Source organism: Niallia sp. FSL K6-0212 (assembly GCF_038007605.1).
Taxonomy (GTDB): domain Bacteria; phylum Bacillota; class Bacilli; order Bacillales; family Cytobacillaceae; genus Niallia; species Niallia circulans.
Genome location: NZ_JBBOXL010000001.1, coordinates 416,563 through 433,237, shown reverse-complemented (window position 1 = coordinate 433,237; position 16,675 = coordinate 416,563). Strand labels below are relative to the sequence as shown.

Below are 16,675 nucleotides of genomic sequence, written 5' to 3'. Positions count from 1 at the left end.
AACTCAAGGACAATTACAAGAGGCAAATGGAAAGAATAGCAAATTAGAGTCAAAAGTAAAGGAATTAAAAACAAAAGCAAAAGAGCTTGAAAATAAAGTCGTAGAACTTGAATCAGATAAAGAAAAACTTACAACTGAGCTAAGTGATACAAAAGCTAAGCTCTCTGATAGCAAGAATCAAGAAAAGGAATTTGCAGAATACAAAAAATCACAAGAAGAAAAAATTGCTAACTTAGAAAGTGAAAAGAAGGAGCTTGAAGAAAAAGTAAATAACTTAGAAGACAAAGTGGCTGCGGCGAATACACCATCAAATTCTTCAACGAAAGCTTCGAATTCTGGCAGTACTGCTAGTTCAAAAAATAATAATGCAACTGCTTCTACTGTTAATTCAAGCAATAATAATTTTGCTAATTGTACGGAATTAAGGTCTGTCTATCCAAATGGGGTACCAAGCTCTCATCCTGCTTATCAGTCTAAAATGGATAGGGATAAGGATGGGTATGCTTGTGAGAGATAAGAAATCTTTCATTAATTGATACATATTTTAATTGTACTATACATTCTTATGATTAATAGCTGTCTCTTTGTAGAGACAGCTATTTTAGTAGCTAGCATTTAAAGCTTCTGTGTATCAGAAACAGGCTCATTTACATCATTAGTATCAGCTTTTTTAATCGTAAAGTAGGCAATCAAGAAAGCGGATCCGATGGCAATAATAATTCCAGCTATCGCATATGGGAAGTAAGGACCAACATAGGCAACTAGACTTACGATACTAGAAAGGATATAGCCATATATTCTCACTCCAGCAGCGGCAAAGAAGGTTGCAGCAATGGCACTTCCGATTGTACATGCAATAAATGCTTTTTTATTTTTAATTAATACACCGAATAAAGCAGGTTCTGTAATGCCGAGTAGTGCTGATATAGTTGCAGAAATGATAATCGATTTCTCCATTTTATTTTTTGCTTTAAAGAACATAGCAAAGGTTGCTCCAGCAATTGCCATATTGGTCATAAACATCATTGGCATTAACATATCATAGCCTTTATCGGCGAAGTTTTGCAGGGCGATTGGCGTGATAGCATGATGCACGCCGAATACAATTTCAATGGGTCTTGCTCCTCCCATTACAACACCAGCTACTATAGGCGAAATATCAAATAAAAGTTCGATAACATAAGCCAATGCCTTACCGACATAACCACCCAATGGTCCTGTGACAATTAAAGAAAAAGGAATAGCAATAAATAGAGCCAACGTAGGTGTAAATACCGTGCGTAAAACATTTGGCATGAAACGATCCACCCATTTGTGAATATGACTTAACGCCCAAACCGAAAGGATAACAGGTATAACTGTACCAGAATAATTAATAACTGGAATCGGTAACCCGATAAATTGAAATTGACTTATTTCTCCTAATTTAGCTGCATCCAATAAGGTTGGATACATCAATCCTCCAGCGATGGCAATAGCTAAGTATTGATTGGTTTTAAAGATTTTTGCTGCTGATGCTGCTAAAAAGAATGGTAGAAAGTAAAAGACACCGCTTGCAACTAAATCTAAAATAGTGACAGTTTCACTTTCCTTGGAAAGAATATTTAAAGCAATGAGTCCAGCCAATATCCCCTTTATCATTCCAGCTCCGGCAATAGCAGGAACTATTGGTCCGAAAACACCTGAAACAACATCTAGTAATCTGCCAAAAACTCCTTTTTTCTTGTCACCCTCTTGTGCTTCTGACTTATCCTCATCTATTCCTAACTCATCGATGATTGCTGTATAAAATTTTTGCACATGCGTACCAATAATGATTTGATATTGATCGCTTTGTAATTGTTCTCCGATTACTCCATCCAGTTGTTTTATTTGCTCTCTTTTTATTAACGACTGGTCATATAAATCGAAGCGTAAACGAGTCATACAATGCCAAACTTTTTTAATATTACTGTTACCGCCAACGTATTCAATGATCTTTGAAATCGTGTCTTTTTCCCTCATAGTTTCATAGCATCCTTTCCTTTTACATAAATGCGGAAAACGTATAACTGCACTTTGATTTGACAAGGAAATCATAGCACAGCTCTTTCATTTTTGAAAACGGTTTAAAAAAACCAAAAAAATGAAGAAATCCTTATAAAATAAGGCGTTTATTCGATTTTTTTATAAAATTGGTATGGTAAATTAACGCTATATTATGACTTGCCTAACCAAATTGACGCTTCATTTTTCCTATGTTTAAATTTAAGTATTAATTGGCTTTGATTTGACAAGAAGAAGCAAAGAGAGAAGGAGATTTTGGTGGAACCGACAATCATAACAGATATAAAATCTTTTGTAACCAATCCACATCGGCATAATTTAGTTGTCGTGAAAGTGGAAACTGATAAAGGGATTTACGGATTTGGATGTGCAACCTTTCAGCAGCGGCCTTTAGCAGTTCAATCCATTCTTGACGAATATCTTAAACCTTTACTATTAAATAAAGATGCCAATCATATTGAAGATTTATGGCAGATGATGATGGTCAATTCCTATTGGCGCAATGGACCGGTAATGAATAATGCGATTGCCGGCATCGACATGGCCTTATGGGATATAAAAGCAAAGCTTGCTAATATGCCTCTTTATCAATTGCTAGGCGGAAAATCTAAAAATGCGATTGCCGCATATACCCATGCTGACGGATTAACACTCGATGAACTTTTTGCCAATGTAGATGAGTTAATCCAAAAAGGATATCGTCATATTCGTTGCCAGTTAGGAAAATATGGTGGGAAAAATCAAAAAATGCATTTGACGAACGAACTAAGTGAAGGGGAATATTTTGATCCAGATATTTATATGACAGATGTCATTACTATGTTTAAGGCACTTCGTGAAAAATATGGCTATTCTATTCACTTCTTACACGATGTTCATGAAAGGTTATTTCCAAATCAAGCCCTTCAGTTGGCAAAAGAACTGGAACCATATAAGCTTTATTTCTTAGAAGATATTTTGCCGCCTGATCAAAATGAATGGCTTTCCCAACTAAAAGCACAATGTACGACACCTATTGCGACGGGAGAACTTTTTAATAATCCAATGGAATGGAGAAATCTAATCGTTAATCGACAAATTGATTATATACGATGTCATGTTTCCCAAATTGGTGGAATTACCCCAGCACTTAAGCTAGCTGCTCTTTGTGAAAATTTTGGTGTGCGCATTGCGTGGCATGGGCCTTCTGATATGACGCCAATTGGGGTGGCGGTAAATACGCATTTAAATATTCATCTTCATAGCGCGGCTATTCAAGAGATTCAGGAACCAGATGAAACGACAATGAAAATGTTCCCGCATTCGGTAAAAGTGCATGAAGGTTATATTTACCCAATTGAAAGAGTGGGAATTGGCGTAGAATTTGATGAGGAAATGGTGAAGGAATACCCTGTTATCTATCGTAAACATGAGTGGACACAAGCACGAATACCAAACGGTGCTATTCATACACCATAATAGAAGTTAAGAGAGAGGTCTTAGTAAAAGGGATCTGTCTCTTTCTTTTATTTTTAAGAAATAAATATATGTTAGAATGATGGGGCGGATGAAACCTATTCTGTTTGAGAGGTAATAATGATGAAAAAAAGAGACTTTATAGCAGAAGATATTTTAAGTAAGATTTATCAAAATAAATACAAAGCCGGCGAAAAGATCCCAACGGAAAGAGAACTGGCAAAACATTATGATGTATCAAGATACACTATTCGTGAAGCACTAAAAAAGCTTGTGAATATAGGGTGTGTAAAAGTTATTCAGGGTTCAGGAATTTTTGTAAAGGAAACACGATATAAAAGCCCTTTAATATATAATTCACTCACAGAAAGAAAGTTTAAAGATATCCAATCAAAAATTATCTATTTTAAAAAAATAGAGGCAGATCATGCATTAGAAAAAATATTTGACTTAAGTGGTAAAAAAACAAAAGTATGGGAGTATAAACGCGTTCGTATTGTGGATTTTCAAAAAATGCAAATAGAAACAACAAGACTTCCTTGTGCCTATTTCCCAGATTTAGAGGAGGAAGCAGTAAAAAACTCCGTTCATGAGTATGTCCAGCAATGTGGCTATCAAATCTCTCATTTTATTACTACCTATAGTGCTATAAATGTCAGTAAAGAAGATGCCGAGCTGCTTAATTGCAAAAAAGGTACAGCTGCTATGAAGATTTTTAATAGAGGAATTCTGCAGAATGGCACCGTTTTTGAATATAGTGAGATGATAAATTTGGACTACTCCGTTTCTTATTTCACTCCATTTAATCCATATAGTCATCAGTATAGGAAGAATTAGGGGGAAATATTTGTTTTTTTCCTCCAAAGGAATAGGGACTGTAAACAATGTCCCTTCAGACAGTAGATAAACTCCTGTATTTTGGAAATAGAAGTTTGAGTAAAGTATAGATTATTAATGTCTTTGAATTAGGGTGTTGTTTTCCGCTCCGGGGGTTCGCGCTGAGCCGCGGTCTGCCTTCAGCCTGCAGGGTCTCAGGCTGCCTCGCTATCTCACCCCCCTCTGCTCCAAGCAACGCATGAAAATGGGTTTCTACTTCTTCCATATCTTTTTGTCGACAAACTGTAAGTACTTTAAAATCTCCCATTTATTTGTATATCAATAAAACAACCTTCCATATCTCCTTCACCATATCATTAAAATCCTCTATATTTTTGGATGAAAAATCCAAAAAAATAAGACAAATTAAATAAATCATGGCTTTTTTGAGTAATCTCTTTAGAATGTATGGATGAAAACATTGTTTACATTTGTTATGGTTGATGAAGAAAGCGTTTTCTTTTTTTGGAGTGAAAAGGGGGGAGGATAAGAAGGACCTTGCTATCTTTAATTTATAGGGAGTAAATACATCTTTATTTTTATTGGTTGAACAATTATCCGGAGGTGTACAGATGAAGAAGATACTATCCGTTTTATCTTTGTTTTTAATAGGTTTATTAGTGCTCTCGGGCTGCGAATCAGATAAGGAAACATCGTCAAATGTGGATGAAAATGGAATAAAAACTTTTACTGCATTTATGGCTGTGCCTGGTAAAGAATTACCGGATGATAATAGAATGATGAATAAAATTGCTGAAAAAATAGGAGCGAAAGCAGATGTTACATGGTTAACAGGACAAACGGCTTCCGAGCGAATCGGTGTAATGATTGCAGGAGGAGAATATCCTGATTTTATTGATGGATCAGATGGTACAGCTGCATTAATCAATGCTGGTGCATTAATCCCATTAGAGGATTATTTAGATGATTATCCCAATATAAAAAACTTGTATACGGATGCTCAATGGAATCAAATTAGGAATGAGGATGGCCATATTTATATTATTCCGCAATTTGGTGTCGTTAAAGGGCAGAATATGGCAGTTAACCATAGTGATGAAGCGTTTTGGATTCAAAAGCGTATTTTGGAATGGGCTGATTATCCTGAAATCACCACATTAGATGAATATTTTGATCTAATTGAAAGCTATCTTAAAGAAAATCCTACTTCAGAGGATGGCCAGAAGAATATTGGATTTTCCATTTTGTCTGATGATTGGAGATATTTCTGTTTAGAAAACCCACCGCAATTTTTAGCGGGATATCCTAATGACGGAGCTGCGGTTATTGATCCTGTAACAAAGGAAGCAAAAGTTTATGATCAAATTCCAGAAGCAAAAGAGTATTACAAAATCCTAAGTGAGAAATTTGCCAAAGGAATAGTTGATCCAGAAACTTTTACGATGTCTTATGATCAATATATTGCAAAAATTTCTTCAGGGCGTGTATTAGGAATGGTTGATCAATATTGGCAATTCCAAGATGCAGAAACTTCTCTTAAATCACAAGGTTTAGATCATCTAACTTATGTTCCGCTTGATTTAGTCTTAGATAAAAATGTTACACCGCAATATTTTAGCCCGCCAACATTAAATGTTGCAAATGGCCTTGGCATCAGCATTAGTAATAAGGATGTTGAGGGCTCCTTGAAGTTCCTAAATGACTTACTTGATCCAGAGATTATGGTTATGAGGACTTGGGGAGAAAAGGGTGTTGATTATGAAGTAGATGATAAAGGTTTATTCTATCGAACCGAAGAACAACGTAAAAACGCAAAAAACCAGAATTATGTAACGAATAATTTTTCTGATTATAATTATTTCCCGACATACACTGGAATGATGGAAGACGGAATCAATGCTGTATCTCCAGGTGAACAGCCAGATGAATTCTATGCTACTTTATCTGATTTGGATCGAAAAATTCTTGATGCTTATGGCTATAAAAAATGGACAGATTTCTTAACACCAGTGAAGGAAAACGCACCTTGGTATCCTATTTATTCAGCGACAAATGGATGGACTGCCAGCACACCAGAAGGAATTTCAAAAGAAAAAATGACGGAAGTAAAGCAGCAGTGGTTACCAAAAGTTATTATGACACCACCAGATAAGTTTGAAAGTGCTTGGAGTGATTACATGGATGCTTATAATTCTCAAGTTGATGTAAAGGCCTATGAAGATGCCTTAACAAAGGAAGTACAACGAAGAATTGAAGTCTCTGAATCTACTAATTAACAAGGCTGGTAATGATTATTTAACGAAATATTGGGATGCGCCCTGAAATATAGGACGTTTTCCCAATCCCTTTCGTATTAAAGAAAGGTGTGTGTAAAAGGTGCAGCAGGAGAAACCGGTAATGTTAGAAACTGTCGTACAGCCATCTCCGAAAAAGGTAAGTTCTTTAAAAAAATTATTTAAAAAATGTAAAGAGCAAAAGGAATTAGTGTTACTATCTATCCCATTTGTAATTTATGCATTAATTTTTTATTATGCTCCTCTTAGTGGCTGGTTAATGGCTTTTCAAAATTATCGGCCAGGAAGAGGAATATTTGAACAAGAATGGGTGGGGTTAAATAATTTTAAATTTCTCTTTTCTGATCCTACATTCATTAATGTAGTCCGTAATACGTTAGCAATGAGTATGATAAACCTAGTGCTAGGATTCATTTTTTCCATTGGATTTGCACTTCTCTTAAATGAGGTAAGAAATAAAACAGTCAAAAAGTTTATGCAAACCGTATCGTATCTTCCTCACTTTTTATCTTGGATTATCGTGACAGGAATTGTAATGGAAGTTTTGTCTCCGGAAACAGGCATTATTAATCAATTATTGTTAGTCTTTGGCATAATTGATGCACCTATTAACTTTTTTGCAGATCCCAAATACTTTTGGTGGATTGTAGGCTTTGCAAATGTATGGAAATCAACTGGATGGGGGAGCATTATTTATTTAGCGGCAATGGCATCGATTAATGAAGAACTGTATGAGGCAGCATCTATTGATGGAGCAAATCGCTTAAGAAAAATATGGCATGTTACACTGCCGGGAATTAAACCAACTATCTTTATTCTCTTGTTAATCAATATTGGAAATATATTAAATGCTGGATTTGAAGTTCAATATTTATTAGGCAATGGATTAGTTCAAGGAGTATCGCAAACAATTGATATCTTTGTATTAAAATACGGAATTAGCTTAAATAATTATTCATTAGCTACAGCTGCTGGAATATTTAATGGAATAATTAGTCTTACCTTAATCTTCATTGCTAACCACTTAGCGAAAGCAGCGGGAGAAGAAAGACTATTCTAAAGGAGGATGGAGAGTGATGAAAAAGGTCTATTATTCTGATGTACTTTTTGATATTTTAAAATGGATTTTTTTACTGTTTTTTATTCTTGCAACACTGTACCCCATTTTAAATACGCTAGCAGTTTCCTTTAATGATGGATTAGATTCTATTAAAGGAGGAATTTACCTCTTTCCAAGAGAATTAACACTTGAAAACTATATAACTGTATTAAAAAAAGATACGCTTATCCAAGCTTCTATTATTACTGTTGCGAGAACGGTAATTGCCACAATCGTTCAATTATTTCTAACTGCTCTTTTAGCCTATATATTAAGCAGAAAGGAATTTGTATTTAGAAAATCTATTACATTACTTTATATCTTTACTATGTATTTAAATGCGGGTTTGATACCGAATTACCTTTTGATGAGTAAGTTAGGATTGTTAAATAGCTTTTGGGTGTATATTATTCCGGGAATGATAAGTGCGTTTAATATGTTAGTTATCCGCACGTATATTAATGGATTACCGGAAAGTTTAGTGGAATCTGCCAAAATGGATGGTGCATCTCATTTTAGAATATTTATAAGTATTATAATGCCGTTATGTAAACCAGTTTTAGCAACAGTTGCGTTATTTATAGCAGTATATCAATGGAACTCTTGGTTTGATGCGATGTTATACAACGGATTTAATGATCGATTAACTACATTACAATATGAATTAATGAAACTGCTTTCTTCTGTGACGAATCAAGGTGCAAATGTGGATTCCATGAAAAACTCGTCTTCTATGGTCACTCCTACATCAATACGAGCCGCAACCACAATTATTACGGCATTGCCGATTGTTTGTCTCTATCCCTTTTTACAAAAGTATTTTATGAGTGGACTAACAATAGGTGGAGTAAAAGAATAAAGATGTTAAAAATAAATGATGGAGGTGAGCTGCCTTACTATCAGGAAGTGATAGTTCGGTAGATTAATATGGTAAAAGCATTTCAGACGGGAGAATATACTAATTTATTTAAAAAATATGGCTATCAAGAAGAGGAAATTAACAATCGCTTAGCGCTCATTTGGCAAACGCTATTTTTGGGAAAGGAAGAGGAACGAATTTATTATGAAACAGATAACCAGATGGGATATGTGGTAGATACGGGCAATAACGATGTAAGGACAGAAGGTATGTCCTATGCAATGATGTTAAGTGTGCAATTAGATCAAAAGGAAGTATTTGATCGGTTATGGAAATGGACAAAAACATATATGTGGATGGATTCTGGACTCCATGCTAACTATTTTGCATGGTCTGTTTCACCCGAAGGAGTAAAAAATTCCTATGGACCAGCTCCCGACGGAGAAGAATTTTTTGCAATGGCATTATTTTTTGCTTCGCATCGCTGGGGAGATGGAGACGGAATTTTTGAGTATTCAAAAGAAGCGAAAGATATTCTCCACTATTGTATTCATAAAGGAGAAAACAATGATGGCTTCCCAATGTGGAATCCTGAAAATAAGCTTATTAAATTTATTCCAGAAGTAGAATACTCTGATCCATCTTATCATTTGCCACACTTTTATGAACTCTTTTCCTTATGGGCAAATGAAGAGGATCGTGATTTTTGGAAGGAAGCAGCTGAAGCGAGTAGAAGCTATTTGCTAAAAGCATGCCATCCAGTTACGGGGCTTACGGCAGAGTATGCCGATTATGATGGAAACCCCTACTATGACAGCGAACATTTCTACTTTTATAGTGATTCGTATCGGGTAGCGGCTAATATTGGGCTCGATTACGAATGGTTTGGCAAAGACGAAGAATTAAGAAATTGTGTGGCAAAGATTCAAAAATTCTTTTGTGAAACAGTCAAAGGGGAAGAGGATTACGTTTATGCTATAGATGGAACAAAGGTGGAGCAGAAGGTGTTACATCCTGTTGGACTATTAGCAGCAAATGCGATGGGTTCCCTTGCAACAGCAGGAAAGTTTGATTATGCGAAAGAGTGTGTAGAGAAATTTTGGAATACCCCACTTAGAACGGGAGAGCGAAGATATTATGATAACTTTCTTTATAGCTTTGCGTTTTTATCGTTAAGCGGAAATTATAGAATATGGTAGTGCTATTTTTGAGAAGAAGGGATGATTGGCAGTGCAGACTTTTCAGAATCCAATTTTAAAAGGATTTTCGCCTGATCCATCTATTTGTGTAGTTGGAGATGATTATTATTTGGTTACGTCCACTTTTTCTTATTTTCCTGGTGTTCCGATCTACCATAGTAAGGATCTTGTTAATTGGGAATTAATCGGAAATATATTGGACCGAAAATCGCAGCTTCCCCTATCAGATGTTACACATTCTCAAGGAATATTTGCACCTTCTATTAGGTATAACAAGGGAATTTTCTATATGATAACGACAAATGTTCCGAAGGGTGGAAACTTTATTGTGACAGCAACTGATCCAACAGGACCCTGGTCTGATCCATATTATTTAGAAGGAGCAGAAGGAATCGATCCAAGTCTATTCTTTGATACAGATGGAAAAAGCTATTATGTAGGGACAAGGCCAAATCCCAAAGGAGTGCGCTACAATGGAGACTGGGAGGTATGGCTACAGGAAATAGATCTTCAATCCATGAAACTGATTGGAGTCAGTACAAAACTTTGGAAGGGTGCTCTAAGAGAGGCAATCTGGCCAGAAGGACCACATTTATATAAGCGGAACGGTTATTATTATTTAATGATTGCAGAAGGTGGCACTTCGTTTGAACATTGTGTCACGATTGCGAGAAGTGAAAAAATTGATGGTCCGTATATAGGAAATCCATGTAACCCTATTCTTACACATAGGCATCTTGGACGTGATTATCCTGTATGTAATGTAGGGCATGGCGACTTAGTGGAAACAGCGGATGGGCAATGGTATATGACTTGTCTTGCAAGTCGTATTTTTGACGGATATAGCAATTTAGGCAGAGAGACATTTCTAGCAGAAGTAGTCTGGGAGAGTGATTGGCCAGTCATTAATCCGGGATTAGGAAGGTTAGCAAGAGAGCAGATGCACAGGCTGCCACTTTTTCCAACAGAAACAGTAAATCCTCGAATTCTGTTTGAACAACCTTTAGATAAGCGGTTATTATTTTTAAGAAATCCTGATATAGAAAAGTATGTTTTTGATGAAAGAGACGGTTGGTTAAGAATGTACGCTTCCCCACATACAATCGCAGATATTGCATCCCCTTCTTATATAGGGATTAGACAACAATCCATGTGGTATACGCTTAAAACGAGGCTGGATTTTATACCTCAACAAAATGGGGATGAAGCCGGGCTTGTCATTCTGCAAAATGATCGTTATTCTATTCGCTTTGTCTCAGGATTGTTTGATGGAAAAAGAGAATTGAGAGTCATAACAAATTATAATGGGGAAGAGAAGCTGGAAGAACGTATAGTAGAGGATTCTCGTAATTTAACCTTAAAAATAAGAGGCGATTGTCAAAAACTTCACTTCTATTATTCTCAAGAAGATGGCGAGGAAATAGAAGTGGTGAAGAATATAGATGCACATATCCTAAGTACGGAAGTGGCAGGAGGATTTGTTGGTTGTACAATGGGAGTTTATGTAACTAGTAAATCGGATCTTACAAACATTTGTTATGCAGACTTTCAATGGCTGGAGCAAGTAAACGAGGAAGTAGAAATGCGTATAACAGAAAAGGTGAAACTGTATGAATAGATTAATGAATGGAATATATATGAGGAGATTGACAAAGGTAGCCAATTTATTATACTTAAGTCTTCTTTGGACAGTATTCTCGTTACCTATCATTACGATTGGGGCATCCACGGCTGCATTATATTATGCAGCCCACTATGCAATTAGAGAGGAAGAGGGATATATATTTCAGCAATTTTGGAAAGCGATGAAAAGTAGCTTTAACCAGGCTACTATTACTTGGATATTTTTTGTAGCTGTCATTTCTGTGTTTTACTACAATAGCCTGTTTTTAGGGGCACAAGCAAATGGGAGTGTTGTATCTATAATAGGGCAGACAATATTTCTTCTACTTATCCCTTTGGCATGTTGTTGTTTTATCTATGCTATCTCCTATATAGCGAGATTTCAGTCCCCATTAAAAATTGTTTGGAAAAACGCGGCCATTTTAGCCATCAGCCATTTGCCTAAATCGCTATTTCTATTAACACTTCTAGTGCTTTTTATATTTAGTATATGGCTATTACCAATTTTAGTTGTAATCATTCCAGCTTTTTTCTCCTATATGATAAGTCGCTATATGGAAAATATATTCTCCAGTTATTTGAAAGAAAAATAATAGGAGATTGTAGTAAAAAGGAGAGGGATCAAGTTCAGATTATAACTAATTCTTCAAAGAAACATAGCAATAATGATTTTATGAGAAAATCTATAAAGTAACAGTAAATAAATGGTAGAATACACATTATAGAAAACGTTTACAATTAGTAGGCTAGCAGTCGCTGTTGTTTATTATTTCTTTCTGATTATGATAGATAATAGCCTTTAGCTTTACTATTTGTGTAGAGCTTAGTTTGGAAGGATGGGAAAAAACTTGCTTGCTCTGCTTCTGAATAATATTAAAATAAAGAAAAAAATGATTCTAATTTATTTATTAGCTGTAGTGATTCCTATCGTTCTTACTAATTTAGTCATTATCCATTCCATTCGAGAAAATGAGGATATCCAAAAAAATAAATCAATGGAGATTACGATAGAACGGCTGAAATATCATCTTAATGAGAGCTTCAACGAGATTACGGAAGTATCCAATTATATTAGTAGAGATTTGAAGATCAATGAATTTCTCCAAAAGGAGTATAAGGATAATGTAGATTATTATAGTGACTATATTTCACTTGTTCAAGAAAACATCATTAATAATTTTTATGTATCCCAAGCATTGGAAAGTATTGAAATATACACTACTAATCCAACTATTATTAACGGTGGGGTTTTTTGGAATTTGCGAGCGGTCGAGCATACGAATTGGTATAGAATTTACAAAGAGAATAATCAGAACATGGTTTTATATCCATATTATGAAGAGAATAAACAATTCCCACCAAAGTTAGAGTCGAATCGAACGATCAGTTTTATAAGAGAATTACCAAATGGAAGCAACGGATATAAAAGTATTGTAAAAATAAATATTAATTACTATCGATTATTGGCAAATATCAAAAATGAAGATACGAGTAATAATATTGTAATAGCGTATAATGATCAGGTTATTTTTAGTAATCATGGTTCAGAGAAGAAGAATACTATATTCCGAAAGTTAGAATCAAAAGAAAAATCCAAATTTAATCTATCTGATTCTTTTCTAGCAATCAATGATCGATGGGATATCTATATATCTAATAATCAGACTAATATTTTTGATCTCATTGAGAACAAGAAAACCGTACTACTTGTGTTAATAATTTTTAACTTTCTATTTCCCACACTTGTTATTTTGCTTATTAATAAGTCTTTTCAAGATAGAATTGCTCTAACAGAGCAGCATTTATTGAAAGTAGAAAAAGGGATATTCGAAAGAATCAATATAAATGAAGGGAAAGATGAAATAGGTGATTTAATAAGGAGTTATAATTTCATGGTGGTTAAAATCGATGAATTATTAGGTGAAGTGTACAAAAAAGAAAGAGAACAGCAGAAAATAGAATTAGCCAAAACAAAAGCAGAGCTTAATGCGCTTCAAAGTCAAGTAAATCCACATTTTCTTTATAATACGCTTGATAGCATCAGAATGAGGAATTTACTAAATGGAGATCGAGAAAGTGCAACAGTTATTAATGAATTAGCACAGTTATTTAGAAGAATGACCAAATGGAGTGATTCATATTTTGTTACTGTCGAGGAAGAATTAGCATATGTTCAAAGATACTTAAATATTCAAAAATATCGTTTTGTAGATAGATTGAACTTTTCTATCTATGTAGAAGAGGAATGCAAGGAGCATTATATTCCAAAGATGCTGATATTAACTTTTGTGGAAAATGCCTGTATTCATGGGATTGAGAAAAAGAAAAATGGAGGAGAAATTAGCATCATCGTCTCTGCACAAGAGAATGCTATTTATATTGAAATTTTAGATAGCGGAGTTGGGATGGATGCAAAGAGATTAAGGAAAATAAGAGAGTCCCTTGAGAAAAATGATGTGACAACATCCAATTGGGAAGAAAGCACAGGAATCTTAAATGCCTATTTACGGATAAAAATGCACTATCAAGAGGAGGGGGAATTAGAAATTGAAAGCCAGAATTACACTGGAACAGAAGTATACATTAAGTTACCCATTATATAGAGATTAAGCTTGGCAGCATATTTCCAATACAGGTGTTAATTACTTTTTCGTTTAGTGTTTCTTTCACAAATTCATTTTGAATAGGAGAAAGGTCATTTAGGAGGAATAGATAATGTTAAAAGCCCTTATTGTTGATGATGAGCCATATATTCGGGAAGGAATTAAAGTCATGATTGACTGGGGAAAATACGGTTTTGAACTTTGTTATGAAGCCGGAAATGGGGAAGATGCTCTTCAAATTATTCGAGACTATGATGTTGACATTGTTTTTACCGATATAAAAATGCCTGTTATGGACGGATTAGCATTAATTAAACAAGTAAAGCAGAGCATGGATAAGGAAATAAGATTTGTAATCTTAAGTGGATATTATGAATTTAAATATGCGAAGAAAGCTATTCAATATCGGGTCACTGATTATTTGTTAAAACCAATACAGGAAAAGGAGCTAATCGATTTACTAGAAACCATTAACAAACGATTTATAGTACTAAAGAGAAAAGAAAAAGAGGAAGAAAAAAAGAACAAGGCAATTATTGATTATCATTTAAAAAATATTTTATATGATAAATTTACCTCAAAGGACATCGAATTTGTCAAAGAAAGGTATGGGAATTTTAGAAACTATACCTTTATTAATATGGATGTTGTACAAGAAAATAGGCAGGAACGTGTTATGCCAGATGAAAAAAAGAAATGGAGAAAAATGCTCTATAAAGTAATAGAAAAAATGGTACAGGAAGAGAATTTCCTTATTCTTTATGATATAGAAAATACAAACATGGAATACTCAGTAAGTGTTGTTTGGCAATGCAATCGCTCGGAGGTTTATAGAGCAAATTATATAGAGAAACTTCACAGAAGATTAATTAGTGAAGTGCCGTTCACGGTGAAAATATATATCGGAAATACAGTACAGAAAATAGAAGAAATAACTGATTCCTATAATAAAGTAGTTTTAGGGAAAGAATATGAATATTTTTATTGTGTCGATAAATCAATAATTTATTGCGATAACACACCAGTATTTTCTTTAGAGCAATATCACTTATCTCAAAAACGGATAAATCAATATATTGATAGTATATCAGAAAATAATGAGCAAAAAATAAACATTATTGTTAAAGAAATATACGAAGAATTTCAACAGAAATGTCTGCATCCTCAATTAATAAAAAACAATCTTACTCTGTTAATTTATCAATTAGCAGACCTATGGAATAAGAATAATAAACCGAATTTTTCTAATGATGAACCCCTCCTTTTTATTCATGATCAGAAGAATATTTTATCTGGAAAAATTTCAATGGATGAGTTTTTAACCTATTCATTACATTTTGCAAACTATTTATATAGTATCAGGAATTATTCATCAAAAGACATCTTAGTTAAAATCGAAAGTGACATTGCAGAGCGCTATATGGAAAAATTGAGTTTAAGAAAATTAGGAGATAAATATAATATAAATAGTGTATATTTAGGCCAATTATTCAGTAAGAAATATGGAGTAGCCTTTAAAGATTACTTAAATGAATATAGAATAGAAAAAGCATGCCGGCTTTTAGAAGAAACTGATGACCGCATTTATCAAATAGGGACAAACATAGGTTTTCAGAATCCCGATTATTTTATAAAAAAGTTCTTACAAGTTAAGCATATGACCCCTAGAAAATATCGTCTTATGTCTAGAAGTATAAAGGAAGCATAAAGACAAGAAGCATGGAGACAGTATAAATAAAGAACTAGTTATCCTTTTTTACTCTCCCCCGCATTAATTATAGTCACTAAAGCGGGGAGAGTTTTCCGTTAGGCAATTTTAAACAAAACTTATACCCACTTCACCACATCATCAAATTCTCTGCGTGTTTTTGGATATGGATCTTTCGCACGATAACCGAATGCTACCATGACGGAAATTCCTAAATGGCCATCTTCTAAAAGTCCTTCTTTATTTAATAACTGATTCATTTTTTCCATATGAAAGCCCTCTATAGGACAAGAATCGATGCCGATTTGGGCAGCAGCGGTCATCATATTTCCAAGTGCGATATAGGTTTGTTTAGAAGCCCAGTCAAATAAAGAACGATCGGTGTCTAAGCGGAAATCCTCCTTTTGAAATTCTTCTATCCGTTCAATCATTTTTGGAATCACTTCAGCAGGAAGCTTGGATACATTGGTAAACTGTTCTTTTAAATAGGCGGAATCATAGGCTGTATCTAATTTTGTTCTAGCTAATAAAATAACAAAATGGCTGGCGGCTGGAATCTTTGTATACGCTCCCCAAGACGATTGTTTGATTTTATTCAGCAATTCTGGATTTTCAATCACAAGAAATTTCCAAGGCTCAGTACCAAATGAGCTTGGAGAAAGACGAGCTGTTTCTAATATAAATTTCATATCACTTTCTGGAATCTTCTTCTCTGGATCAAATTCTTTTGTAGCATGACGAAAATGATAGGCAGCAAGAATTTCTTGTTTTAACTCTTCTTTATTGCGCATAATTTATCTCCCTTCTTATAACCATCTGCATTACCCCGTATTTCTTTAAGGTAACCAATTTGTTTATGAGTATAGCATAGGAAATTATTGTGGTAAAACAGTCTGATTTCTCTTCATATATATCCATTATTTGTGTATGATATATATAAAATTCCATTAAT

Annotated in this window: 12 protein-coding genes and 1 pseudogene; 11 read left to right on the top strand and 2 right to left on the bottom strand. The window is 34.4% G+C overall.

Going from position 1 to position 16,675, the window contains the following annotated elements:
* Nucleotides 1–403: 403 nt before the first annotated feature.
* Nucleotides 404–517 (top strand): annotated as a pseudogene (locus tag MHH96_RS01955) (excalibur calcium-binding domain-containing protein); the annotation flags it as partial.
* Between the two features lie 98 nt (nt 518–615).
* Here the strand turns inward: MHH96_RS01955 and MHH96_RS01950 are convergent.
* Nucleotides 616–2,004 (bottom strand): PTS transporter subunit EIIC, encoded by a 1,389-nt coding sequence (locus MHH96_RS01950; RefSeq protein ID WP_047943817.1) that lies wholly within the window; start codon nt 2,002–2,004, stop codon nt 616–618.
* 300 nt (nt 2,005–2,304) lie between these two features.
* On the opposite strand from MHH96_RS01950, the gene MHH96_RS01945 reads away from it, so the two are divergent.
* From MHH96_RS01945 to MHH96_RS01900, 10 genes are all read left to right on the top strand, one after another.
* Nucleotides 2,305–3,504 carry an enolase C-terminal domain-like protein gene (locus MHH96_RS01945; RefSeq protein WP_047943818.1) on the top strand — a complete coding sequence of 400 codons (1,200 nt, stop codon included), beginning with the start codon at nt 2,305–2,307 and terminating at the stop codon, nt 3,502–3,504.
* A gap of 117 nt (nt 3,505–3,621) precedes the next feature.
* Nucleotides 3,622–4,338: a GntR family transcriptional regulator gene (locus MHH96_RS01940; protein WP_235844466.1), complete on the top strand. Its 717-nt coding sequence runs from the start codon at nt 3,622–3,624 to the stop codon at nt 4,336–4,338.
* A 611-nt stretch (nt 4,339–4,949) separates the two neighbouring features.
* A complete protein-coding gene (locus tag MHH96_RS01935; protein WP_095258369.1) occupies nt 4,950–6,614 on the top strand; it encodes a sugar ABC transporter substrate-binding protein in 1,665 nt (554 codons plus the stop codon).
* Between the two features lie 121 nt (nt 6,615–6,735).
* The gene (locus MHH96_RS01930; RefSeq protein WP_047943822.1) at nt 6,736–7,692 is read left to right on the top strand and encodes an ABC transporter permease; all 957 of its coding nucleotides are present in this window, start codon (nt 6,736–6,738) and stop codon (nt 7,690–7,692) included.
* A 16-nt stretch (nt 7,693–7,708) separates the two neighbouring features.
* Nucleotides 7,709–8,590, top strand: coding sequence for a carbohydrate ABC transporter permease (locus MHH96_RS01925; RefSeq protein ID WP_047943872.1), 882 nt, complete (start codon nt 7,709–7,711; stop codon nt 8,588–8,590).
* 68 nt (nt 8,591–8,658) lie between these two features.
* Nucleotides 8,659–9,789, top strand: coding sequence for a glycosyl hydrolase family 8 (locus MHH96_RS01920; RefSeq protein ID WP_047943823.1), 1,131 nt, complete (start codon nt 8,659–8,661; stop codon nt 9,787–9,789).
* Between the two features lie 31 nt (nt 9,790–9,820).
* Nucleotides 9,821–11,407, top strand: a complete 1,587-nt coding sequence (locus tag MHH96_RS01915) for a family 43 glycosylhydrolase (protein WP_144579456.1) — start codon at nt 9,821–9,823, stop codon at nt 11,405–11,407.
* Complete coding sequence (locus tag MHH96_RS01910; RefSeq protein WP_047943824.1) at nt 11,400–12,005, top strand: YesL family protein; 606 nt, start codon at nt 11,400–11,402, stop codon at nt 12,003–12,005. Before MHH96_RS01915 ends, MHH96_RS01910 begins: the two co-directional genes overlap by 8 nt.
* Nucleotides 12,006–12,248: 243 nt before the next feature.
* On the top strand, nt 12,249–14,015 hold the full coding sequence (locus tag MHH96_RS01905; protein WP_047943825.1) for a sensor histidine kinase: 1,767 nt from the start codon (nt 12,249–12,251) through the stop codon (nt 14,013–14,015).
* A gap of 112 nt (nt 14,016–14,127) precedes the next feature.
* The gene (locus tag MHH96_RS01900; protein ID WP_047943826.1) at nt 14,128–15,723 is read left to right on the top strand and encodes a response regulator transcription factor; all 1,596 of its coding nucleotides are present in this window, start codon (nt 14,128–14,130) and stop codon (nt 15,721–15,723) included.
* 119 nt (nt 15,724–15,842) lie between these two features.
* On the opposite strand, the gene MHH96_RS01895 is transcribed toward MHH96_RS01900, so the two are convergent.
* The gene (locus MHH96_RS01895) at nt 15,843–16,514 is read right to left on the bottom strand and encodes an NAD(P)H-dependent oxidoreductase (protein ID WP_047943827.1); all 672 of its coding nucleotides are present in this window, start codon (nt 16,512–16,514) and stop codon (nt 15,843–15,845) included.
* Between the last annotated feature and the right edge of the window lie 161 nt (nt 16,515–16,675).

Excerpts from the sequence above, each read along its gene's own strand:
- MHH96_RS01920 (WP_047943823.1), top strand. The coding sequence starts at position 8,659 with ATGGTAAAAGCATTTCAGACGGGAGAATATACTAATTTATTTAAAAAA.
- MHH96_RS01940 (WP_235844466.1), top strand. The coding sequence starts at position 3,622 with ATGATGAAAAAAAGAGACTTTATAGCAGAAGATATTTTAAGTAAGATT.
- MHH96_RS01935 (WP_095258369.1), top strand. The coding sequence starts at position 4,950 with ATGAAGAAGATACTATCCGTTTTATCTTTGTTTTTAATAGGTTTATTA.
- MHH96_RS01910 (WP_047943824.1), top strand. The coding sequence starts at position 11,400 with ATGAATAGATTAATGAATGGAATATATATGAGGAGATTGACAAAGGTA.
- MHH96_RS01925 (WP_047943872.1), top strand. The coding sequence starts at position 7,709 with ATGAAAAAGGTCTATTATTCTGATGTACTTTTTGATATTTTAAAATGG.
- MHH96_RS01905 (WP_047943825.1), top strand. The coding sequence starts at position 12,249 with ATGGGAAAAAACTTGCTTGCTCTGCTTCTGAATAATATTAAAATAAAG.
- MHH96_RS01900 (WP_047943826.1), top strand. The coding sequence starts at position 14,128 with ATGTTAAAAGCCCTTATTGTTGATGATGAGCCATATATTCGGGAAGGA.
- MHH96_RS01950 (WP_047943817.1), bottom strand. The coding sequence starts at position 2,004 with ATGAGGGAAAAAGACACGATTTCAAAGATCATTGAATACGTTGGCGGT.
- MHH96_RS01930 (WP_047943822.1), top strand. The coding sequence starts at position 6,736 with ATGTTAGAAACTGTCGTACAGCCATCTCCGAAAAAGGTAAGTTCTTTA.
- MHH96_RS01895 (WP_047943827.1), bottom strand. The coding sequence starts at position 16,514 with ATGCGCAATAAAGAAGAGTTAAAACAAGAAATTCTTGCTGCCTATCAT.